Consider the following 20,743-nt stretch of genomic DNA (forward strand, 5'->3'; position numbering starts at 1 on the left):
CCGCATGATGCGGGCCTTTTCTTTGATGCGCTAACCAATGCGTTCAGAACGTCCAGCTGAAATTCGCCGTGGCCATCTGCGCCTGCTGGCGTTGGCCGGTGTAACGGTCGTAGCCGAACTGCAGGCTGGCGCGCGGCGTCATTTTCCAGTCCAGCGTGGTTCCGAGCACGCCGCCGTAACGCGACAAGCCGATGCCACCAAGCGGCGCAAACTGATCAATGCCACTGAAGCTGGCGTTGAAGACTTCGCCGCGCAAGCCGAATGACTGCTGCCACAACGCGTGGCCCTGCAAACTCAAACTGCCGGCACCGGGCAACAACCATTCGCGTGACGCACGCAAGCCAGCGCCGGCTTGCCAGCGTGCGGTGGCCTGGGCGGCGGACTTCAGGCCGAAACCATTCGCACCCACTTCATTGAAGCCATCGCGCTGCACCTGCGCATATTGCAGGTTGAAATATGGCGTGATCGCCGTGCGTCCCAGTGAAAGCCGGTAACCGCTTTCGGCGTAGGCGACACCGTAGCGACCATTGTCGTCGCTGCTCAAACCCGCTGACTGCTCGCCGAGTTGGACGCGCCGACGCATCGTCTCGCGATAGTTGCCGACGCCGAAGCGCCCCATCGCGTACCACGCATTCCGCACGACACCGCCATACAGCATGGCTTCCATCGCATGACTGTGACCCTGGTCCGCGCTTTCTTCCAGCCGGCCCAAACCCTGACTCTGGCTCAGCGCATAGCCGGCAAAACCATTGCTGCCCACGCGTTGATCGGCGCCGACCAAAAAGCCGCTGAGGTCGTAGCCGACACGGTTATAGCCACGGCGCGACATATCGCCCTGATACCCCAAACTTTGCGTCCAACCGCCGGCGACCGGCGCATCGAGCAACTGCTCGAAGCGATCGGACAGCGCCTGCGTACCGGCATCGATCGCCTGGAACGTCATCGCCGCGCTGGCCGCATGCAGCTGCCCGCTGAGACTTTGCAGCGACTGTTGCAGCGCGCCGACTGATGCGGTGTGCTGCAGACTGGCTGCACCGTCGATAAAGGAACCAGTGACCGGCACGGCCGCCGACCCACCCGAACCCAACTGCCGATTGAGCTCGTCGAACGCGCCCTGCACGCGCTGCGCGCTGCCATACGAGGCGGCGGAATAGCTCATGCCCTGCACGGCAGTGACGGTGACCTGCGAGACGTCGAGCCACGCGTCATGGGCGTCGTAATTCAACACGGCCTGCAACAGCACGTTGGACGGCGTGGTAACCGCACCGAACGTGCCGCTGAGCCCGCCGGTGGCATCCAGCACTTCGGTGCGCGAGTTCACCACGTAATTGTCATTGGTGCCGCGCACATAGAGGTTGCCGCCGTTCAAGCTCGCAGTGCCGGTAACCAGCAAGGTCGAACCCAGATTCACCGAAAGCTGTCCACCGCTTTGCTGCGTGTAGTTGCCGGTGATCGTGCTGGCCCGATTGCGCGCAACTTCGAACGTACCGGCGTTGGTCACGTTGCCCGCCACGTCGCTGCCACTGAGCGTGCCCTGGGCACCGATGCTGACATCGCCGGACAACCCATTCGCCGCCAGCGTACCGCCTTGTATCTGGGTGAGGCCGGTGTAGTTGGCGCGCTGGCTGAGCGTCAGCGTGCCGCTGCCCTGCTTGATCAGGCCACCAGCGCCACTGATGGTGTTGCCCCAGGTGGAGTTGTCGGTGAGGTTGACTGTCACGTCGCCCCAGTTGAACTGGGCCGGCCCGTTCACTGCGCGGCCAACGTTCAGCTCGCCGTAGCCGAAGATCGGATCCACTCCGGCTGCACCCAGGTCGTCGGCTGTGCCCAGCAAGGTCTGCCGCACCAGATCGTTGTTGAAATAGGGAAACGCCTGCCACACCAGCGCCGCTGCGCCGGCCACTTCCGGCGACGCAAACGAGGTGCCGCTGACGACCCAGTAAGTCGGCTTGGTGCCCGCGACGGCATTCTTGTCGCTCACGATCACGTCGCCCGGCGCAGCCAGGCAGTAATTCATCGCCTTGCCGCAGGCGTTGGAGTAACTCGCCAACTGACTGGGATGGTTGCTGTCCACCGCCACCGCCACCAGCCAGCCTTGTTCCAGTTGCGGCGCCAGCGTGGGCAGGCTGGCAATATCGCTGGGATCACCGCGCGAATCGTTGCCCGCCGCAAACACCACCAAGCCGCCGTGCTGCACTACAAAGGGCTGATAAGCCTGGGCGAAAGCCTGATTGATGCTGGCGTTGGTGGTATCCCAGTAGATGCCGCCCCAGGAATTGTTCATCACCTGCACGCCAGCGCTGACAAGTGCCGGGTTCAAGGTTTGCGCGAAGAACTGGGCGTCATCGGCGGTGACGGGATTGCCCTTGCCGGAGCCATCGTCTTTCGGCGTGGTGTCGCTGATGATGCGCGCGGAGACCAGGCTGGCGCCCGGCGCGATGCCGCCGGGAAACTGGTCAAAAGCCTGACCGGCAGCGATCTGCGAAACCCAGGTGCCGTGGCCGACGACATCGTCGATCGCCGTGTTGTTGGTGCTGGAGTCAACGTAGATCAGTTCCTTAGTCACCCGTCCGACCAGCGCTGGATGATTACGCATGATGCCGCTGTCGACCACACCGATGGTGACGCCAGCGCCGGTGTAACCCTGACTATGCGCGGCATAGGTGTTGGTGATCGACAGTTGCGCGTCCAGTGGCGGCTGGCTGCTTGGCGGTGGAGCGGGCGGCGGTGCAGGCGGCGGCGCGGGCGGCGCACTGGGAACTACCGGTGGTGGCGCCGGTTTGACGCTGCCGCCACCACCGCACGCAGCCAGGCTCAACGCCATAGCCACCAGCAACGCCAATTCGCGATGCCGCAAAACCGTATCGAAGTTCTTCACGATGCCCCCACCCGCCTGGTTTGATTTCTGCACACCAACGCATCCGCTGCGCCCCCGCAGCGTCCCTGCCGCCATCTTCGCACAACGAAATTCCAATGAAGCGGCACGCAAGTACTTGCATGCAAAGGAATCGCCACCGTTTGCCGAGCTTCCCGGCAGACTGCGATAATCGAAGGGTTTCCAGTCAGGCGTTCGCGCCCCACCAAAGTCTTGCAAGCGGAGTTACCCATGTCGGATGTCAGCGTCGTCATCGTCGGTTCGAAGCGCACAGCGATCGGCTCGTTCCTGGGCCAGTTCACCGGCGTCCCCACTCCCAAGCTGGGCGCCGTTGCGATACGCGCCGCACTGGCGCAGTCCGGCGTGGCGCCGGCTGACGTGAGTGAAGTCATCATGGGTTGCGTGCTGCCCGCCAACCTTGGCCAGGCTCCCGCGCGTCAGGCAGCACTGGCTGCCGACCTTCCCGTCGGCGCCGGCTGCACCACCATCAACAAAGTCTGTGGCTCGGGCATGAAGGCGATCATGCTGGGTCACGACTTGATCAAGGCCGGCTCGGCCACCGTGGTGGTAGCCGGCGGCATGGAGTCGATGACCAACGCACCGCACATGGTCAACGCGCGTACCGGTATTCGTTATGGCGATGGCCAGCTGGTCGACCACATGGCCTGGGACGGTTTGACCAACCCTTACGACGGCAAGTCGATGGGCGTGTTCGGCGAACTGTGTGCGGACAAGTATCACTTCACCCGCGAGGATCAGGACGCGTTCGCGATCGAATCGGTCAACCGCGCCAAGGCCGCGCAGCAGAACGGCGCGTTCGCCGGCGAGATCGTGCCGGTGACGGTGAGCGGCCGCAAGGGCGACGTGGTGATCGACACCGACGAACAACCGGGCCGTTCCGACGTGGCCAAGATCCCCACACTGAAAGCCGCCTTTCGCAAGGAGAACGGCACGATCACCGCAGCCAGCTCGTCCAGCATTTCCGATGGCGCTGCTGCATTGGTGCTGCTTTCTGCCGACGACGCCAACAAGCGTGGACTGAAGCCGCTGGCGCGTATCGTGGCGCACGCCACCCATTCGCAAGAACCGGAATGGTTCACCACCGCGCCGGTCGGTGCCATGCAGAAGGTACTCGAGAAGGCCGGCTGGAAAGTCGAAGACGTTGATCTGTTCGAGATCAATGAAGCGTTCGCCGTGGTTGCGATGACGCCGATGAAGGAAATGGGCATTCCGCACGAGAAGCTCAACGTCAATGGCGGTGCCTGCGCGCTGGGTCATCCCATCGGTGCCAGCGGCGCGCGACTGGTAGTGACGTTGTTGAATGCACTGCAGGTACGCGGCCTGAAGCGTGGCGTGGCTTCTCTGTGCATCGGCGGTGGCGAGGCCACGGCAATCGCCGTCGAACGCATCGATTGATGGGCAGACTTCAACGCGCTATCGCGCAACGTTCACATGACGGCCGGTTAAATAGAGTCGTACTACACACCGCGGGTTGGCCATAAACATCTGGCGCAACGTTCGGGAAAGCGCTATTAATACACGGCCAAACGGCATTCCACGGCAAAGGAGATCCACCATGAAGTTTACGCGTACCCTACTCGCCGCCGCGCTCGTCGCGCTGTTGGCGGCATGCAGCAATGGCGCGCAGGATTCCGCGCAGGACGCCCAGAAGTCGGCTGATACCGCACAGCAAGCTGCCGATACGGCGCAGCAGGCTGCCGCGGCAGCTCCGACTCAGGCCACTGAGCAGGCTGCAGACCAGGCCAAGACCGCTGCTAACGCTGCTGGCCAGGCTGCCGATCAGGCTGCCCAGGCTGCCACCGCAGCTTCGGCGATGGCTCCGGCGAACACCGATGCGTCGAAGGACGCCATGTCACAGGCCAAGGACGCTGCGGGCAACGCGGCTCAAGCTGCCGGCAATGCTGCCGACGCTGCCAAGGACGCTGCCGGCAACGCGAAAGACGCTGCTGACAAAGCCAAGGACGCGATGAAGGGTCACTAATTCCTTCTCGGTTCGAAACAAGAAAAACGGCCGCCTCGTGCGGCCGTTTTTTTTGCCTGCAATCACCAGCCCATGAACGTCGTTTTGGTCGCGGCGCGATGGCCCGCTATCATCGGTGGCTTATCCCTGACGGGACCCCGACCGTGAGCTTCCAGCCATGAGCGTCATTGCATCGCAGATCGATCCCCGTTCACCCGAGTTCCACGCCAGCAGCCAACAGTTGCGGGCCGTGGTTGAGGACCTGCAGCGCGAGCTTGCACGTACCGCCGAAGGTGGCGGCAGCAAGGCGCGCGAAAAGCACGTTGCCCGTGGCAAGCTGCTGCCGCGCGAGCGCATCCGCGCCCTGCTCGACCCCGGCTCACCGTTTCTGGAACTGTCGCCACTGGCCGCTCATGGCATGTACGACGATGCGGCTCCGGCCGCCGGCTTGATCACCGGTATCGGCCGGGTCAACGGCATCGAGGTGGTGGTGGTTGCCAATGACGCCACGGTCAAGGGCGGTACCTATTTCCCGATGACGGTGAAGAAGCATCTGCGCGCGCAGGAAGTCGCGCTGGAAAATCGGCTGCCCTGCGTTTATCTGGTCGACTCCGGCGGCGCGTTCCTGCCGCTGCAGGACGAAGTGTTTCCGGACAAGGAACACTTCGGCCGGATCTTCTACAACCAGGCACGCATGTCCGCGTTGAACATTCCACAGATTGCCGTGGTGATGGGCTCGTGCACGGCCGGTGGCGCCTATGTGCCGGCAATGAGTGACGAAACGATCATCGTGCGCGAACAAGGCACGATCTTCCTCGGCGGCCCGCCGCTGGTGAAGGCGGCGACCGGCGAGGTGGTGGATGCCGAGACGCTGGGCGGCGCCGACGTGCACACGGCCATCTCTGGTGTGGCCGATCATTTCGCGGAGAACGACGCTCACGCGCTGGCAATCGCCCGCGACATCGTCGGCCATCTCAACCGCAGCAAGCCGATGCCGCTGGCGCTGCGCGCTCCGGTCGAGCCGAAATACCCCGCCGAGGAACTGTACGGCGTGATTCCCGCCGACACCCGACGCCCGTTCGATATTCGCGAAGTGATTGCGCGCATCGTCGACGGTTCCGAGTTCCACGAGTTCAAGGCGCGCTACGGCAAAACCCTGGTCTGCGGCTTCGCGCACATCCACGGCTACCCGGTCGGCATCGTTGCCAACAACGGCATTCTGTTCGCCGAGAGCGCACTGAAGGGCGCGCACTTCATCGAACTGTGCAACCAGCGCAACGTGCCGCTGGTGTTCCTGCAGAACATCACCGGCTTCATGGTCGGCAAGAAATACGAACAGGCCGGCATTGCGAAGGACGGCGCCAAGATGGTCACCGCGGTGGCCTGTTCCCACGTGCCGAAGTTCACCGTGGTGATCGGCGGCAGTTTCGGTGCTGGCAACTACGCCATGTGCGGCCGTGCCTATGGCGCGCGCTTCCTGTGGATGTGGCCGAACGCGCGCATCAGCGTGATGGGTGGCGAACAGGCCGCGTCGGTGCTGGCCACGGTAAAGCGTGACGGCATCGAGGCTAAAGGCGGGCAATGGTCAGCCGATGAAGAAGAAGCGTTCAAGGCACCACTGCGCGATCAATACGAACGCCAGGGACATCCTTACTACGCCAGCGCGCGCCTTTGGGACGACGGCATCATCGATCCGGTGGACACTCGCCGCGTGCTGGGACTGGCCATTTCCGCGTCGATGAACGCCCCCATTGAGCCACAGCGTTATGGCGTGTTCCGCATGTAAGCTTGCCGTCATCTGCAACCGACTTCACCGAGGAAGTCAGGGATGATTGTTGGCATTGACCTGGGCACTACCCATTCGCTCATTGGCTGCTACGACGAAGCCGGTCCGCGGCTGTTCGCCAATGCGCTGGGAGAACTACTTACCCCTTCGGTGATCAGTGTCGACGAGGCCGGTCAGGTCATCGTCGGCCAACCGGCGCTGGATCGAATGGTGAGTCATCCACAGGTGAGCGTGGCCAGCTTCAAGCGCTGGATGGGCTCACCACGTGAAACCCGGCTAGGCGTGCACAACTTCCGCCCGGAAGAGCTTTCCGCACTGATTCTGCGTTCGCTGATCGCCGACGCGGAGGCTGCGCTCGGCGAAAAAGTTCGCGAAGCGGTGATCAGCGTTCCCGCTTATTTCTCCGATGCGCAGCGCAAGGCGACGCGCGCCGCCGGCGAGCTGGCCGGCATTCGTGTCGAGCGATTGATCAATGAACCCACCGCCGCGGCGCTGGCCTATGGCCTGCGTGAAAAACCCGATGGCGCGCGCTTCCTGATCTTCGATCTGGGCGGCGGCACCTTTGATGTATCGGTGCTGGAAATGTTCGACGGCGTGGTCGAAGTGCACGCCAGTGCCGGCGACAATTTTCTTGGCGGCGAGGATTTTCTTGACCTGCTCGAACAGGCCTGCCGTGCCGATCTGGAACTTGACGACAGCCAGCTCGACGCCAGCCAGCGCGGCCAGTTGCGGCGACGGCTGGAAGTGGCAAAACGATCGCTCGGCAGTCACGGCCATGCCGGCATCGAGTTGTCACTGGGCGAACGGCAACTGAGCTGGCAGATCGACGAAGAGCGCTTCACGCGGCTAGCCGATCCGCTGATACAACGCATGCGCGCGCCGCTGGAACGGGCGATGCGCGATGCCCGCCTGAAACCGGAACAGCTGGATGAGATCGTGCTGGTCGGCGGCGCCAGCCGAATGCCGCTGGTAGCCAGAACGGTGTCGCGCATGTTCGGCCGGTTGCCGCTGCGTCACGTAAATCCGGACCAGGCCATTGCACTGGGCGCTTGCGTTGCCGCCGGATTGAAGTCGCGCAACCAGCACCTCGATGAAGTCATTCTTACCGACGTTTGTCCGTATTCATTGGGCACCGAGGTGGCTCGCCGCGATGAGCACGGGCGAGCGATAACCGGCTTTTTCGAACCAATCATCGAACGCAACAGCACCGTCCCGGTAAGTCGCGAACAAACATTCTGGCCGATCAGCGATCGCCAGAAGCAATTGCAACTGGACGTCTATCAGGGCGAGAGCCCCTTGGTGGAACGGAACATCAAACTGGGCGAACTGACGGTGGATATCGATCCCGCCCTGTCGACCCAACAGAACGCAGTCACGGTACGCTTCACCTACGACATCAATGGCGTGCTGCAGGTGGAAGCGCTGGTGCATGCCAGCGCACGCCGCTATGAACTGCTGCTGGAACAGAACCCCGGCCTGCTCGATGCACAGCAGATACGCGCACGTCTGGCCGTGCTTGACGAGATCAAGATTCATCCGCGCAGCAAGCAGGAAAACCTTGCCATGCTGGCACGTGCCGAACGTCTGTACGAGGAACACCTGCTCGCCCGCGAGCAGTTGCAGGACTGGATACTGCGTTTCCGTGCGGCACTGGAAAGCCAGGATGAGGCGATCATTCGCGAGCACCGTCGCGAATTCAGTCGTGCGCTGGACGCGCTGGAATCAGTCTGATGTCGCCATTCGACCTGCTCGGTCTGACTGACGATGCCGACGAACGAGCCATCAAACGAGCCTACGCGCAACGCTTGCGCGGCACCCGGCCGGAAGACGATGCGCCGGGCTTTCAGCGTCTGCATGCGGCGTATCAGGCGGCACTGGAATACTGCCGTGAGGCGCCGCGCTCGCCGATAGAGCCGCCTGCCCTGTTGCCAGACGAAGCCTCGGTCGTGCCTGCGACGACCACGTCGGCGATAGCTGTCGAGCCGATTGTGCTACCTCCTTTTGATCCCGCCGCCTTCTGCAGCGAGGCGTTCGAACGTGCCGCGGCCGATGAGGCAGCCGCGCTGCAACTGTGGCTGGCAGAGCAGCCAGCGCTGTGGTCACTGCAGCTCAAGATGCAGACCAGTCATTACCTGATGGAGCAGCTGTACCTGCACGAACCGCCGATGTCGGCCGCGTGCATGGAGGCGTTGCTGCGCTTCTTCGACCTCGACCACGCTCTGGCCGGGCACGATCCGCTGGCCCTGGTGCAACTCGAGCGGCGCACGCGACTGGCCTGGCAATTGCAAAGCAGCGCTGAGGCCGTCCTCGCTTCGCGGCTGGAAATTCAGACCTCATCGCAACGCTGGCGGGCGCACTGGATACTGAGCCAACTGCAACGACCGTTCGAGTGGCCTCGTGTCTTGTGGCTTGGCTTGTATCCCGCCAACCCGGGCATGATTGCCGATTTCGTGGAGAACGTCAGCGACCATCATCCCGAGGATCTGCCCGCCACGATCGATCGTACCCAACTGACCTTCTGGCGGGCTGCAGCCCGGCGTCAGCCGATCAGCCGACCGCGATTGTTTCTGGGTATTTTTCGCAGCGCGATCATCCTGCTGCTGGCGATGTTGCTGGCTCCTTTGCTGAGCTACGCGTTCACCGACAGCATTGCGCTGCAGCCGATGCTGATCGCCGTTGGCGTATTGATGATTCCCTGCGCCGCGTGGGCCTTGTGGATCGGCTGGTCGGCACTCGACCATTGGCATATCGAAGGAGGATCACTGCCCGCAGACAGATCGGCGAGGACCTATCTGGTGCCTGCGATGTGTGTCGGCGGGATCATGCTCGATGCCCTGTTTGAAGGCGGCGTCGGCCTCTTGCTGTTCGTGCCTTCGCTATGGCTGGCGATGCGCCGTTACTGGTACCAGCACCCGAGCCGGCTTGCCATCTTCCGCCCGGGCAATGTGCGACTCATGCTGGTTCTGTCCATCTTCCTGCTGCGCGGCGTGTTGCAGACGAAGCTCGGCGACGATGCTGTTTCGCTGGGCGAAATCATCGCAGCTGTGGCGATGCTGGCGTGGGCCGCGGATCTGTGGAAACAACGCAAACACCAGGTCGCCATCGACTGACCCGGTCAGCCGACGTGATGGGCCTTAGTGAAAACGACTCAGGCCTGCGGGGCTTCCCCGCGTAAACGCACGTCGGTCGGCAGCATGTCGGTGCGCTCCTTGCTCTCTTCACGCTGGGACTCGAAGAAACGCTGCACCTGCTGGCATACCGGCATGGTGTTGTCGCGGGTCGCTGCAGACACCACAAACCACGGCTCGGACCAGCCCAGCTCGGCGATGATCTTCTCCGCCGCGGCCTGACGCTCGTCCTCAGCCAGCAGGTCGGCCTTGTTCAGCACCAGCCAGCGGGGACGCTCGAGCAATTCGGGGTTGAATTTTTCCAGCTCCTGCTCGATCGCGCGCACCTGCCCGGCAACATTGGTACCGTCGATCGGCGCCATGTCGACAATATGCAACAGCAGGCTGGTGCGTGACACATGGCGCAGAAACTGGATGCCCAGCCCGGCACCCTCGGAAGCGCCTTCGATCAGGCCCGGAATATCGGCGATCACGAAGCTGGAGTCGGTGCCCAGGCTGACCACGCCGAGGTTCGGGTGCAAGGTGGTGAACGGGTAGTCTGCCACCCGCGGCGTCGCCGCCGACACCGCACGAATGAAGGTCGACTTGCCCGCATTCGGGAAGCCGAGCAGACCGACGTCGGCGAGCAGGCGCAATTCGAGCTTCAGCTCGCGCGCATCACCGGGCGTACCCGGCGTGGCCTTGCGCGGCGCACGGTTCACCGACGTCTTGAAATGGATATTGCCCAGACCACCCTTGCCGCCCTGGGCCACCAGCATGCGCTGGCCGTGGCTGGTCAGGTCGCCGATGACTTCATCGGTGTCGACGTTGGTGATCATGGTGCCGACCGGCACGCGGATCGTGGTGTCTTCGCCGCCCTTGCCGTACATCTGGCTGCCCATGCCATTCTCGCCGCGCTTGGCCTTGAAGCTGCGCTGGTGACGGAAGTCGATCAGCGTGTTCAGGCCTTCGTCGGCCACCAGCCAGATCGAGCCGCCGAAGCCACCGTCGCCACCATCGGGACCACCGAACGGGATGAACTTTTCGCGGCGAAAGCTGATGCAGCCATTGCCGCCGTCACCGGCCATAACCTTGATGTTTGCTTCGTCGACGAATTTCATGGGTGTATCCGGGTGGGAACGGGGAACGGGAAACGGGGAACGGCTAAAAAGCAGAACAGCAGAAGCATGAACCGATACAACAGGATACCGGGAACCACGCCGTTCCCTGTTCCCCGTTCCCCGCTTCAAAAACAAAAGCCCCGCCGAAGCGGGGCCTTCGCTATCGCGTCGCGAAAGGCTTACGCCTGGACGACGTCGACGAAACGGCGGTTCTTGTCGCCGCGGACGGCGAACTTGACGGTGCCGTCGATCAGCGCAAACAACGTGTGGTCACGACCCAGACCCACGCCCACACCCGGATGGAACTGGGTGCCGCGCTGACGCACGATGATGTTGCCGGCTTCGATGGCCTGGCCACCGTAGATCTTGACGCCGAGGTATTTCGGGTTCGAATCGCGACCGTTGCGGCTGGAACCTACGCCTTTTTTATGTGCCATGACTTAAGTGCTCCAGGTGCTCAGGCGTTGATGCCCGTGATCTCGATTTCGGTGAAATGCTGACGGTGACCCTGCTGCCGCTTGTAGTGCTTGCGGCGGCGGAATTTGATGATGCGGATCTTGTCGGCACGGCCGTGCTTGCGCACGGTGGCACTGACGGTGGCGCCCTCTACAACCGGCGCGCCAACGACGACCGACTCACCGGTACCGACCATCAACACCTGGTCGAAACTGATGGTGGCGCCTTCTTCGGCGGTCAACAGCTCCACGCGCAGGACGTCGCCCTGCATGACGCGGTACTGCTTGCCGCCAGTCTTGATGACTGCGTAACTCATGGGAATGCCCTTCTGTCGTTATTCTCTTGGGTATCGCCATGACCCATTCAGGTCTGGCGAACTACGGATTATAGCGACCTGCCCGCGAGCTGGTCAATTACTGACCACAACCTGAGCTGATCACCCCGCAAGGCGACCCGGTGACCCGGCAACCAGTCCGCTCAGCGGCCGGATTTCGGCGCCGGCACCGCGGCCGGCATGGCTGCTGGACTGGCTGGACAGCGGCCATTCGCCTCCAGTGTGCCTTTCTGCCGCAACTTTTCGATCATCGCCTGAGCCCGCGCACGGCCCCAGTCCTGGCCAACCTTCATACCCTCGGCCATGGTCACCGGCATTTGCGTGATGACTTTCTGACCCAGCGGCGAGCGGTAGAACTTCAGCAATCCGTCCACATCCTGCGCGGTGAAGTGGCGCTGGTAGATCGGCACCATCTGACCCAGCAACTGCTGGCGACTGCTGGCGTCCATGAAATCCTGCCAATACGACGTCGGTACGCAGGGCAAAGCCTGCCCCATCATGCCAGCCATCTGGGTATTCATCTGGGTAAACATGCCGTCCATATGCATCACGTCAAACAACTCGTGCACCTGCTTCTCGCTTGGCTGCGCGGCATGCGCTTGACCAGCGGCAGCAAACGCCAACACGGTCGCAACGGCAAAGCCTGTCCATTTGTGCATGATCCATCTCCTTCGGGGTTGAACACTCATTTAGCCACAAGCGATGCACACCACGAAAGCGATACGCCAAAGTGATCGATCCTCACTGAACGATCAAAACTCCTTGGTATAGTAATCAACCCACCCCATATACGGCGTCCATGGACACCATACGCATCCGCGGCGCTCGCACGCACAACCTCAAGAACATCGACCTCGACCTGCCACGCGACAAGTTGATCGTGATTACCGGCCTGTCTGGCTCGGGCAAATCCTCGCTGGCCTTCGACACCATCTACGCCGAAGGACAACGCCGCTACGTGGAATCGCTTTCCGCGTATGCGCGACAGTTTCTGTCGATCATGGAGAAGCCGGACGTCGACCATATCGAAGGCTTGTCGCCGGCGATCTCCATCGAGCAGAAATCCACCTCGCACAATCCGCGCTCCACCGTGGGTACGATCACCGAGGTCTACGACTATCTGCGCCTGCTGTACGCCCGCGTGGGCACGCCGCGCTGTCCCGAACACGGCACTCCGCTGGAAGCACAAACCGTCAGCCAGATGGTCGACGCGATGTTTGCGCTGGATCAGGACAAGCGCTACATGCTGCTGGCGCCGGTGATCCGTGAGCGCAAGGGTGAGCACGTACAGGTGTTCGAACAGATGCGCGCGCAGGGTTTTGTGCGTGCCCGCGTCGATGGTGCCGTATACGACCTCGACGCCGTGCCGCCGCTGATGCTGCGCCAGAAGCACACCATCGAAGTGGTGATCGACCGCTTCCGTCCGCGCGAGGACATCAAGCAGCGCCTGGCCGAGTCGTTCGAGACCGCGTTGCGGCTGGGCGATGGCCTGGTGATCGTGGCGAACATGGATGATTCCGCTGCACCCGAGCAAATGCTGTCGTCGCGCTTTTCCTGCCCGGTCTGCGACTACTCGCTGCCGGAACTCGAGCCGCGCCTGTTCTCGTTCAATTCACCGATTGGCGCGTGCCCTTCCTGCGATGGCTTGGGTGTGACCCAGGTGTTCGACGCCTCGCGCGTCGTCGGCCATCCGGAACTATCTCTGGCCAGCGGCGCGGTACGCGGCTGGGATCGGCGCAACGCGCATTACTTCCAGTTGATCCTGTCGCTGGCGGCGCACTACGGTTTCGACGTGGACACGCCGTGGCAGAAGCTTTCTGGCGAGGCACAAAAAGCCGTGTTGTACGGCAGCGGCAAGGACAAGATCGCCTTCCGCTATCTCACCGAACGCGGCGGCAAGGTCACTCGCGAGCACGCGTTCGAAGGCATCCTGCCGAACCTCGAACGACGCTACAAGGAAAGCGAATCCTCCGCCGTGCGCGAAGAGCTGGCCAAATACATCAGCGACCAGCCCTGTCCCGCCTGCGAAGGTCAGCGCCTGAATCGCTCGGCACGCAATGTATTCGTCGCTGACCAGGCACTGCCCTCGCTGACCCATCGTTCGATCGATGATGCGCTGGCGTTCTTCGCCGACTTGAAGCTGGCCGGTTGGCGCGGCGAAATCGCGGTGAAGATCGTCAAGGAAATCCATGAGCGGCTGACCTTCCTCAACGACGTGGGACTGAACTATCTGACCCTTGATCGCCAGGCCGACTCATTGTCGGGCGGCGAAGCGCAACGGATTCGCCTCGCTTCGCAGATCGGTGCCGGGCTGGTTGGCGTGATGTATGTGCTGGACGAGCCGTCGATCGGACTGCATCAACGCGACAATGAACGATTGCTCGGCACGCTGACCCGGCTGCGTGATCTCGGCAACACGGTGATCGTGGTCGAGCATGACGAGGACGCGATCCGCATGGCCGACCACGTGCTCGACATCGGCCCTGGCGCCGGCGTGCATGGCGGCGAGATCGTGGCGCAAGGCAGCGTGCAGGACATGCTGGATTCGCCGCGCTCGGTCACCGGTCAGTTCCTCTCTGGCGAACGCGCCATCGAAGTGCCGAAGGAACGTCGTCAGCCGATCGACGACGCTTCGTGGCTGCACCTCAAAGGTGCCAGCGGCAACAATCTGAAGAACGTCGACCTGGCCGTTCCCGCCGGCTTGTTCACCTGCGTCACCGGCGTCTCGGGCTCAGGCAAGTCGACGCTGGTCAACGACACCTTGTTCCGGCTGGCGGCCGCCGAATTGAACGGTGCCGGTACCCAGGCCGCGCCACACCAGTCGGTCACCGGCATGGACCTGTTCGACAAGGTCGTCGACATCGATCAATCGCCGATCGGCCGCACACCCCGCTCCAACCCGGCCACTTACACCGGCCTGTTCACGCCGCTACGCGACATGTTCTCGCAAGTGCCCGAAGCGCGTTCGCGCGGTTACACGCCGGGTCGCTTCAGCTTCAACGTGCGCGGCGGTCGCTGCGAGGCGTGCGAAGGCGACGGCATGATCAAGGTGGAGATGCACTTCCTGCCCGACGTCTACGTGCCGTGTGACGTCTGCCACGGCAAGCGCTACAACCGCGAAACACTGGAAATTCTGTACAAGGGCCACACGATTGCCGACGTGCTGGACATGACGGTGGAAGATGCGTTGAAGCTGTTCGAGCACTTGCCGAACATCTCGCGCAAGCTCGACACGTTGCGCGCGGTGGGCCTGGATTACATCAAGCTCGGCCAGAGCGCCACCACGCTGTCCGGCGGCGAAGCACAGCGCGTGAAGCTGTCCAAGGAACTGTCCAAGCGCGACACCGGCCGTACCCTGTACATCCTCGACGAGCCGACCACCGGCCTGCACTTCCACGATATCGAGCAGTTGCTCGACGTGCTGCATCAACTGGTGGATCAGGGCAACACGGTGGTGGTGATCGAACACAACCTCGACGTGATCAAGACGGCGGATTGGGTCGTCGATCTTGGTCCCGAAGGCGGCGCGGGCGGCGGGCAAATTCTGGTCGCCGGCACGCCGGAAACGGTCGCGGCAACGGCCGGTTCGCACACCGGTCATTTCCTCGCGCCCCACTTGAAGCCGGCCAAGCCGAAGAAGCCCGGTGCCGCCAAGCGGGTCAAGGCAGCCACCAAACACATTGCCTCGGCCGACAAATACAAGCCGATGCGCGGAAGCGGAAAAAAGAAGAAGCCCTGATGACTCCAAACCCATCCAGCGAGCCGGCCAAGTCGCCCACTGAATCAACGCCCCTGTTTGTCGCCCCGATCCACGTGCGCTGGCGTGACCTCGACGCGTTCAATCACGTCAACAACTCCAACTTCCTGACCTATCTGGAAGAAGCGCGCCTGCAGTGGCTGCAGCAAGTGCGTGACTGGTTCGACGAAGCGTCCATGCCGGTGCTGGCGGCCAGCGATTTGCAATATCGCCGACCGATTCCGTGGCCGGCATCGCTGCACATTGAATTGCGCTGCGCGCGACTGGGCGGCAGCTCGTTGACGATCGCTCATCGCATCATCGACGCCAACGATCCAGACCGACTGTACTGCGATGGCCATGTGGTAATGGTCTGGATGAACCCTGCCACCGGCAAGCCAGTACCGTTGCCGGCAAGCATTCGCATCGCGGCCGGCGAAACGCACTGACCTGACTTCGTCGCGCTGCCATGCACCGGCAGCAGCAGCGGACGCATGCCGTTCACACGCCCTCGTTATGATGGTGCTCCGGCCCCCAATGGAATGCGTCCGATGCAGAATGCACACCGCTCGATGCTTGCACTTGCCTGTCTCACCGCCCTTTTCGGCAGCGCGACGGCGAACGCTGCCAGTACCAGCTCACTGACCATTTATCGCAGTGACAGCGCGGCGCTGTACGCCAGCAGCGACACCGGCAGCACGAATGACGGCTATGCGGTGGTACGTGAACAACGGTCACTGCCGCTCACCGCCGGAATACACGACGTGGTGGTCGGCGACTTGCCGAACGCGCTGGATGCCGAAGCACTGGCACTGGGCTTTCCCGACGGCCAGGCCAAGCTGATCTCGCAGCGTCTGTTGCTGGCCCAGGGCGCTGGCGCGGCACTGAGCGGAATGGTCGGTCGCCAGATCACGGTGCTGGGCAGCAACGGCGAAACCCTGGCCCAGGGCATCTTGCTGCGCGCCGGTGACAGCCTGCTGGTGCGCGATACCACGGGAGTCACCGGCACCACCCTGGTGCGCAATTACGCTGGCGTACGCAGCGCCGGCGGCGACTTCCCGCTCGGTTCCAGCCTGCGCCTGCGTGTCGACGCGGCACGCGCCGGTGACGCGCGCACCGTGCTCAGCTATCCCACCTCGGGCCTGGGTTGGCGGGCCGCCTATGTGGCCACCTTGCAGCCCGGCACAGCTTGCCGCGTGCAGTTCGAATCACGCGCCAGCATTGCCAATCGCAGCGGTCGCGACTGGCACGATGCGCAGGTCACCCTGATCGCAGGCGAGCCGAACATGGCCAAGCCTGCCGCGCCGCAACCGATGATGGCAATGGCCCGCGGCTTCAGCGCAAAGGAAAGTCTGCCGCAGCAGGACAGCCTCGGCGACTATCGCAGTTTCACCCTGCCCGGCACGGTCGAACTCCCCGACGGCAGTGTCAGTCAGGTGCCGCTCTATGCCAGCCGCACACTGGATTGCACGCGCACCGCGTTGTACGAAAACGGAGGCAGCTATCAACCACCGCGCCCAATCGTGAACCGAGATTTCAACCAGGATGGCGGCAACACGGTTACCAGCACACTGGCACTGAAGGCCTTCGACAGCCTGCCGGCCGGCTACCTGCGCGTACTCACCGCCGACCGCAACGGCATCCCGCAATTCATTGGCGAAGGCCGCATCGACGACACGCCCAAGGGTAGCGATGCCACGATCACCCTGGGCACGGCGTTCGACCTGCGTGCCGAACGCGAGCGCACCGCGTTCAACGTCGACAAGGCCGGCCGCACGATGGATGAAGCCTTCCGCATCAACCTCAGCAATGCCGGCGACAGCGCGCGTACCGTGACCGTACGCGAACATCCCGGCCGCTGGCGCCAGTGGGTACTGGTATCGTCCACCAGCAAGCCCAGCCAGCAGAACCCGGACACATTGGAGTTCCGCGTCGAAGTGCCTGCCAACGGCAAGGCCGTGCTGGACTATGCGGTGCGCTACCAGTGGACCGCCGACGAACAACCGCAGTAATCATTGACCGGAGTCTTCCATGCTCAATCTGATCAATCACGCCCATGCGATCCGCGAGATCCAGCTCGCCCGCCCGCCAGTCAACGCACTGGATCTGGAACTGGTGCGCGGGTTGCGCGGCGCCATCGAGGCCGCTGTGCTCGATGACGCACGCGGCATCGTGCTTTCCGGCGCACAGGGTCTGTTCTCCGCCGGCGTGGACGTGCCCGCCCTGCTCGCCTGTGATCGGGCCGGCGTGCGCGAGTACTGGCGCGAATTCTTCGCGCTGTGCGCCACGCTGGCGCGCTCACCGATTCCGCTGGTGGCGGCCATTACCGGCCACAGTCCTGCCGGCGGCGCCGTGCTGGCGTTGTTCTGCGATTACCGGGTGATGGCTTCCGGCCCGTTCCGGATCGGCCTCAATGAAGTGCAAGTCGGGCTGATCGTGCCGGAGGCGATCCAGCTGGCGCTGCGTCGTGTGGTCGGCACGTATCGCGCGGAACGCCTGCTGGTGGCCGGCGCCATGATCGAGTCAGAGCAGGCGCTGGCCTGTGGCTTCGTCGACGAGCTGACCGGTGTCGATCAGGTCACCACGCGTGCCATTCACTGGCTCAGCGAGTTGCTGGCACTGCCGTCGCATGCCATGTTGACCACCCGCCGTCTGGCCCGTGCCGACCTGGCTGCGCCCTACGCCGATCTGGACGCGCTTCCGCTGGACGAATTCGTCGATGCGTTCTTTCATCCGGAGACGCAGGCCGTACTGCAGCAGCTGGTCGCGAAGCTGAAGAGCAAGAAATAACTTACGCGCAGGAACCCGCTCGCGGGCGATGCTGTTGTTCTGGTCGTCCATGGTGCATTCAGAGCAACCGCATCGCCCGCCCGCGGGCTCCTACGGGAGTCGGATCAGCCTTTCGCGACAGGTCGTGTCGGGTCGCTGACCCAACCACTCCACGACGGCGCATACAGACGCGAACCGTGCAGGCCCGCATATTCCATGGCCAGCAGGTTGTGGCACGCGGTGACACCGGAACCACAACTGTGGATCACTTGCGTCGGTGGCGTGCCGCGCAGCACCGCCGTGAATTCATCGCGCAATACCGCTGCCGGCTTGAAGCGACCATCACTGCCGAGGTTGTCGGCGAACGGACGATTCAGCGCGCCGGGCACATGACCGCCAACGCGATCCAAGGGCTCCACGTCACCGCGATAACGTGGCGCGCCACGGGCATCGAGCAACTGCCCGGAGGCGCCGTCAGCGACGGCCGCATGGTCAAGCAATACCTGGCTTGCATCGTAATGCCGCGCCACTTCGCTGGCCGGTCGCGATGCCGGCATACCGGACTCGACCGGAAGGCCCGCCGCCAGCCACGCCGCGTAGCCGCCGTTCAACACCGCCGCAGCGGGAATGCCGGCCAGACGCAATAGCCACCACAGCCGTGCCGCCGCCAACGCACCGCCAGCCGCGTCGTAACTAACCACCTGCATGCCGGGCTGCCAACCCCAGCGCGACAGCAAGGTGTTGAACGCCGATTCCAGCGGTAGCGGATGCCGGCCCAGACCTTCGGCCACGCGCGACAGGTCCGACAAGTCGCGATCCAGACTGGCGTAGACGGCACCCGGAATATGGCCGTCACGATAATCGCACTCACCCTTGGCCGGCTCGCCCAGCTCAAAACGGCAATCGACGATCAGTACCGCGTCCGCTGGCAGCGCGGCCAGTTCGGTGGTTTCAATCAAGCTGGTCTTCAGGGTCATGTTCGTCCCATCCTTTCAAGCAGGTTGTAGAGCATCGCTGCGGTGGCGCCCCAGATGCGATGACCGCCATGAACGAATTCCACCATCGGCCGCTGCAGGCCGCGGTACTCCATCGTGTAGCGCCGCAGGTTGGCCGGCTCCAGCAGGAAAGCCAGCGGCACCTCGAAAACCTCGGAAACTTCGCCAGGCGCCGGATACAACTGCGCGCTGCCGTCAATTTTCGCCACCACCGGTGTGATGCAGAAGCCGCTGATGGTCTCGAAGCGATCGAGATAACCCAGCGGCGTCACCAGCTTGCGGTCCAGCCCGATCTCTTCCTCGCTTTCACGCAGGGCGGTAGTCAGCGCATCGCCATCGGCAGCATCCGTTCGGCCACCGGGGAATGCCACCTGTCCGGCATGTGACTGCAGATTGTCGGTGCGCACGGTAAGCACGAGCCGTGGCTGCACGCCTTCGCGAAAACCCACCAGCACGGCAGCCGGCTTGCGCTCGCGGGTGCCCAACAATTGCGACATGTCGGCATGGTTCCAGCCCGGGCCGGCCGGTGGCGACGACAGCGGCAACAACGCGTCGACCAGCCCATCAATCATGATGGTCGACGCAAGGGCAACACGTGCTGCATCACGTGCAGGCGTTCGCCCTTGCTCATCATGCGCCAGCGCCCGATCTCCTCACCGCTGCGCTGGCAACCCACGCAATAGCCGCGCTCATCCAGCCGGCAAGTACCGATGCACGGCGTCAGCGGGGCGTCTTCAACCAGGGCAGGATCGTTCGGCATGGTCTGCCGATGTTAGCACTGCAAGCCTTATGGCTGGCCTGCAGCAGGCTTGATTGCCAGCAATTCAATTTCGAAAACCAGGGCCTCATTCGGACCAATGCGCGGCAACGCGCCGGCTTCGCCATAGGCCAGTTGCGGCGGTATCACGACTCTCCAGCGATCACCGGTGTGCATGCGCGGTATCACGTCCTGCCAGCCGCGGATTACCTTGTCGACGGTGAAACTGACTGGCGCGCCGTGCGCCCAGGTGCTGTCGAATTCGGTGCCGTCGATCAGCATGCCGCGATAGTTCACGGTAACCGTACTGGTCACCGTCGGGCTGGCCTTGCCATCGCCCTTGCTCAACACCGTATATTGAATGCCCGAAGGCAAGCTCACCACGCCCGGATGTTGCCGGTTGCTGGCCAGATAGGCAGCACTCTTGCGTGCATTGGTTGCTGCGATCCGCTTGAACTCGGCCAGCGCATCGGCATGCATCTGCTGGTCAAGGCGCTGCAACTGCAGGTGCATGTCCTGCATCGAGACACCCGGACTCCGCTTCGCGTAGGCATCCTCGATCGCCTTGATCAGCATGGGAATCTCGACATCGGGCTTGCCGTCAGCAAACTGGCTGCCGATCTGGTAACCGATCGCGTACGACAGCTTGGCCCGGTCGGAGACGTGGGCCGACTTGCCCGCCGCCGGCGTCACCTGTTGCGCGCAGGCAGCACCGGCAAAAAACACCATGCCGAACAATACGCAATGCCGATGTGTGATGCGTTGTTCCACCGATCCGTCCTGACGCGAGCGTCGATCCAAGGCAATCATCCTAAGCGGTTCGCGT

Annotated in this window: 16 protein-coding genes and 1 pseudogene; 9 read left to right on the forward strand and 8 right to left on the reverse strand. The window is 63.2% G+C overall.

The window, feature by feature from the left end:
- Window positions 1-43 precede the first annotated feature (43 nt).
- Complete coding sequence (locus PY254_RS13835) at window positions 44-2,824, reverse strand: S8 family serine peptidase (protein WP_281015225.1); 2,781 nt, start codon at window positions 2,822-2,824, stop codon at window positions 44-46.
- Window positions 2,825-3,106: 282 nt separating this feature from the next.
- Between PY254_RS13835 and PY254_RS13840 the strand changes: the two genes are divergently transcribed.
- The 5 genes from PY254_RS13840 to PY254_RS13860 all read left to right on the forward strand — a co-directional run bounded on the left by PY254_RS13840 (window position 3,107) and on the right by PY254_RS13860 (window position 9,752).
- Window positions 3,107-4,291, forward strand: a complete 1,185-nt coding sequence (locus tag PY254_RS13840) for an acetyl-CoA C-acyltransferase (RefSeq protein WP_281012626.1) — start codon at window positions 3,107-3,109, stop codon at window positions 4,289-4,291.
- Window positions 4,292-4,451: 160 nt separating this feature from the next.
- Window positions 4,452-4,877 carry a hypothetical protein gene (locus PY254_RS13845; RefSeq protein WP_281012627.1) on the forward strand — a complete coding sequence of 142 codons (426 nt, stop codon included), beginning with the start codon at window positions 4,452-4,454 and terminating at the stop codon, window positions 4,875-4,877.
- 157 nt (window positions 4,878-5,034) lie between these two features.
- A complete protein-coding gene (locus PY254_RS13850) occupies window positions 5,035-6,642 on the forward strand; it encodes a carboxyl transferase domain-containing protein (RefSeq protein ID WP_281012628.1) in 1,608 nt (535 codons plus the stop codon).
- A gap of 42 nt (window positions 6,643-6,684) precedes the next feature.
- A complete protein-coding gene (locus PY254_RS13855; protein ID WP_281012629.1) occupies window positions 6,685-8,373 on the forward strand; it encodes a molecular chaperone HscC in 1,689 nt (562 codons plus the stop codon).
- The gene (locus PY254_RS13860) at window positions 8,373-9,752 is read left to right on the forward strand and encodes a J domain-containing protein (RefSeq protein WP_281012630.1); all 1,380 of its coding nucleotides are present in this window, start codon (window positions 8,373-8,375) and stop codon (window positions 9,750-9,752) included. Before PY254_RS13855 ends, PY254_RS13860 begins: the two co-directional genes overlap by 1 nt.
- 38 nt (window positions 9,753-9,790) lie before the next feature.
- Here the strand turns inward: PY254_RS13860 and cgtA are convergent, their stop codons facing one another.
- The 4 genes from cgtA to PY254_RS13880 all read right to left on the reverse strand — a co-directional run bounded on the left by cgtA (window position 9,791) and on the right by PY254_RS13880 (window position 12,319).
- Window positions 9,791-10,870, reverse strand: a complete 1,080-nt coding sequence (gene cgtA, locus PY254_RS13865) for an Obg family GTPase CgtA (RefSeq protein ID WP_281012631.1) — start codon at window positions 10,868-10,870, stop codon at window positions 9,791-9,793.
- 179 nt (window positions 10,871-11,049) lie between these two features.
- Entirely contained in the window at window positions 11,050-11,307 is a 258-nt protein-coding gene (gene rpmA, locus PY254_RS13870) for a 50S ribosomal protein L27 (protein ID WP_281012632.1), read from the reverse strand.
- A gap of 20 nt (window positions 11,308-11,327) precedes the next feature.
- A complete protein-coding gene (gene rplU, locus PY254_RS13875; protein WP_056766400.1) occupies window positions 11,328-11,642 on the reverse strand; it encodes a 50S ribosomal protein L21 in 315 nt (104 codons plus the stop codon).
- A 161-nt stretch (window positions 11,643-11,803) separates the two neighbouring features.
- Window positions 11,804-12,319, reverse strand: a complete 516-nt coding sequence (locus PY254_RS13880) for a DUF2059 domain-containing protein (protein ID WP_281012633.1) — start codon at window positions 12,317-12,319, stop codon at window positions 11,804-11,806.
- Window positions 12,320-12,459: 140 nt separating this feature from the next.
- On the opposite strand from PY254_RS13880, the gene uvrA reads away from it, so the two are divergent.
- The 4 genes from uvrA (at window position 12,460) to PY254_RS13900 (ending at window position 18,186) form a co-directional block, all read left to right on the forward strand.
- Window positions 12,460-15,399 (forward strand): excinuclease ABC subunit UvrA, encoded by a 2,940-nt coding sequence (gene uvrA, locus PY254_RS13885; RefSeq protein WP_281012634.1) that lies wholly within the window; start codon window positions 12,460-12,462, stop codon window positions 15,397-15,399.
- Window positions 15,399-15,845: an acyl-CoA thioesterase gene (locus tag PY254_RS13890; protein ID WP_281012635.1), complete on the forward strand. Its 447-nt coding sequence runs from the start codon at window positions 15,399-15,401 to the stop codon at window positions 15,843-15,845. Before uvrA ends, PY254_RS13890 begins: the two co-directional genes overlap by 1 nt.
- 102 nt (window positions 15,846-15,947) lie before the next feature.
- A complete protein-coding gene (locus tag PY254_RS13895; RefSeq protein ID WP_281012636.1) occupies window positions 15,948-17,408 on the forward strand; it encodes a DUF4139 domain-containing protein in 1,461 nt (486 codons plus the stop codon).
- A 19-nt stretch (window positions 17,409-17,427) separates the two neighbouring features.
- Window positions 17,428-18,186, forward strand: coding sequence for an enoyl-CoA hydratase/isomerase family protein (locus PY254_RS13900; RefSeq protein WP_281012637.1), 759 nt, complete (start codon window positions 17,428-17,430; stop codon window positions 18,184-18,186).
- 104 nt (window positions 18,187-18,290) lie between these two features.
- On the opposite strand, the gene PY254_RS13905 is transcribed toward PY254_RS13900, so the two are convergent.
- From PY254_RS13905 to PY254_RS13915, 3 genes and pseudogenes are all read right to left on the reverse strand, one after another.
- The gene (locus PY254_RS13905) at window positions 18,291-19,142 is read right to left on the reverse strand and encodes a sulfurtransferase (protein WP_281012638.1); all 852 of its coding nucleotides are present in this window, start codon (window positions 19,140-19,142) and stop codon (window positions 18,291-18,293) included.
- Window positions 19,139-19,920, reverse strand: a pseudogene (locus tag PY254_RS13910) (DUF1289 domain-containing protein). The gene PY254_RS13905 and the pseudogene PY254_RS13910 overlap by 4 nt, the downstream one beginning before the upstream one ends.
- 27 nt (window positions 19,921-19,947) lie before the next feature.
- Window positions 19,948-20,688, reverse strand: coding sequence for a BamJ family beta-barrel-assembly machinery protein (locus tag PY254_RS13915; protein WP_281015226.1), 741 nt, complete (start codon window positions 20,686-20,688; stop codon window positions 19,948-19,950).
- Window positions 20,689-20,743: the final 55 nt, after the last annotated feature.

Origin of the sequence: Rhodanobacter sp. AS-Z3, from assembly GCF_029224025.1 — a bacterium.
Lineage (GTDB): Bacteria > Pseudomonadota > Gammaproteobacteria > Xanthomonadales > Rhodanobacteraceae > Rhodanobacter.

What these genes read in the sequence shown, in the direction of transcription:
- PY254_RS13835 (WP_281015225.1), bottom strand. Translation starts at nt 2,824, where the DNA reads ATGGCGTTGAGCCTGGCTGCGTGCGGTGGTGGCGGCAGCGTCAAACCG.
- PY254_RS13840 (WP_281012626.1), top strand. Translation starts at nt 3,107, where the DNA reads ATGTCGGATGTCAGCGTCGTCATCGTCGGTTCGAAGCGCACAGCGATC.
- PY254_RS13845 (WP_281012627.1), top strand. Translation starts at nt 4,452, where the DNA reads ATGAAGTTTACGCGTACCCTACTCGCCGCCGCGCTCGTCGCGCTGTTG.
- PY254_RS13850 (WP_281012628.1), top strand. Translation starts at nt 5,035, where the DNA reads ATGAGCGTCATTGCATCGCAGATCGATCCCCGTTCACCCGAGTTCCAC.
- PY254_RS13855 (WP_281012629.1), top strand. Translation starts at nt 6,685, where the DNA reads ATGATTGTTGGCATTGACCTGGGCACTACCCATTCGCTCATTGGCTGC.
- PY254_RS13860 (WP_281012630.1), top strand. Translation starts at nt 8,373, where the DNA reads ATGTCGCCATTCGACCTGCTCGGTCTGACTGACGATGCCGACGAACGA.
- cgtA (WP_281012631.1), bottom strand. Translation starts at nt 10,870, where the DNA reads ATGAAATTCGTCGACGAAGCAAACATCAAGGTTATGGCCGGTGACGGC.
- rpmA (WP_281012632.1), bottom strand. Translation starts at nt 11,307, where the DNA reads ATGGCACATAAAAAAGGCGTAGGTTCCAGCCGCAACGGTCGCGATTCG.
- rplU (WP_056766400.1), bottom strand. Translation starts at nt 11,642, where the DNA reads ATGAGTTACGCAGTCATCAAGACTGGCGGCAAGCAGTACCGCGTCATG.
- PY254_RS13880 (WP_281012633.1), bottom strand. Translation starts at nt 12,319, where the DNA reads ATGCACAAATGGACAGGCTTTGCCGTTGCGACCGTGTTGGCGTTTGCT.
- uvrA (WP_281012634.1), top strand. Translation starts at nt 12,460, where the DNA reads ATGGACACCATACGCATCCGCGGCGCTCGCACGCACAACCTCAAGAAC.
- PY254_RS13890 (WP_281012635.1), top strand. Translation starts at nt 15,399, where the DNA reads ATGACTCCAAACCCATCCAGCGAGCCGGCCAAGTCGCCCACTGAATCA.
- PY254_RS13895 (WP_281012636.1), top strand. Translation starts at nt 15,948, where the DNA reads ATGCAGAATGCACACCGCTCGATGCTTGCACTTGCCTGTCTCACCGCC.
- PY254_RS13900 (WP_281012637.1), top strand. Translation starts at nt 17,428, where the DNA reads ATGCTCAATCTGATCAATCACGCCCATGCGATCCGCGAGATCCAGCTC.
- PY254_RS13905 (WP_281012638.1), bottom strand. Translation starts at nt 19,142, where the DNA reads ATGACCCTGAAGACCAGCTTGATTGAAACCACCGAACTGGCCGCGCTG.